General features: G+C 52.2%; 1 protein-coding gene. It reads right to left on the bottom strand.

The features are described from left to right. On the bottom strand, positions 1-982 hold a 982-nt coding region (locus AUR66_RS20510; RefSeq protein ID WP_231727821.1), incomplete at its 3' end, for a S8 family serine peptidase. Positions 983-1,013 lie beyond the last annotated feature (31 nt).

Raw genomic sequence — 1,013 nt, 5'->3', positions numbered from 1 at the left:
ACGCAACTGCGGTTCCTGGAACTGACACAGTCTCTGTTCCGTAAGTGAACTGTCCCTTGTTTGGGAACCGATCTTTTTCAGTTGACTCACTTGAACTGGCAGTAAGGTACCAGTTAAACGGCTTCGCATCGTCGCGCTTTTCGAAGCTGAGTCCCTCGATGCGAACCCTGTTTTGACTGATATCCCACGTGTCTGGATCAGCAGAGATAGCAGTCGTGAACTCGAACGATTGACTAGTTGAATTAAATGCATAGCCATCCGTCCAGAGTGTTAATCCGTTTTCAGTGCTTCTCCGAACGATGTCTAGACGATAATCTGCACCAGTTTCACTCCCTGTCGTGTTGTCACGGTCTGCATCAATATACAGGGAGAACGTTGCGTTGACCGGGCTTTCGTGGGTGACGATAGTGAGGCCATTGTTGAGTAGTCCCGGATTCGCTGCTCGCAAGTCTGGGCTTGTTTCTACATCATTGAGTTGGTCAACCAGTGGTTCACGTGTTATCCACACCGAGTTGTCGGATGAATTTCCAACTCCAGCATAAAGTTCGTGAACACCGGCTTCGGTTGAAGCGTTCTTTTGGGCCAATCTAGTCGTTGCGTTGACTGCGGACCACGCATCAAGCATGCCCGCACCAACACTTGATTCGTTCTGCGGAAGCGGCTGTGCAGTTGACCGAAGCGTCTGACGAACCTCCGACAGACTCATGTCTGGGTTTGCATCAAGCAGTAGGGCCACAGTCCCACTTACATGGGGTGCAGCCATTGATGTCCCGTCCATTTTGACGTACGGCTCAGAGCCTTCTTCAAGAGCGGGTGGATACGACGAAATCACCTCTTCACCAGGCGCGATAACATCCACGCCTGCGCGTCTATCTGATCCAAACCCGACTGGCCCGCGACTGGAGAAGTGCGTCACATCAGATGATGCGTACCGTGCTGCACCGACAGTGAGTGCCTTTTTCGATGCACCTGGACTCCCAATCGATCGTTCTCCGAGAACCCCGGAGTTCCCA

This window comes from Haloferax profundi (genome assembly GCF_001469865.1).
GTDB lineage: Archaea > Halobacteriota > Halobacteria > Halobacteriales > Haloferacaceae > Haloferax > Haloferax profundi.
The sequence above is the reverse complement of the archived record's forward strand: the minus strand, read 5'-3'. Positions and strand labels throughout refer to the sequence as shown.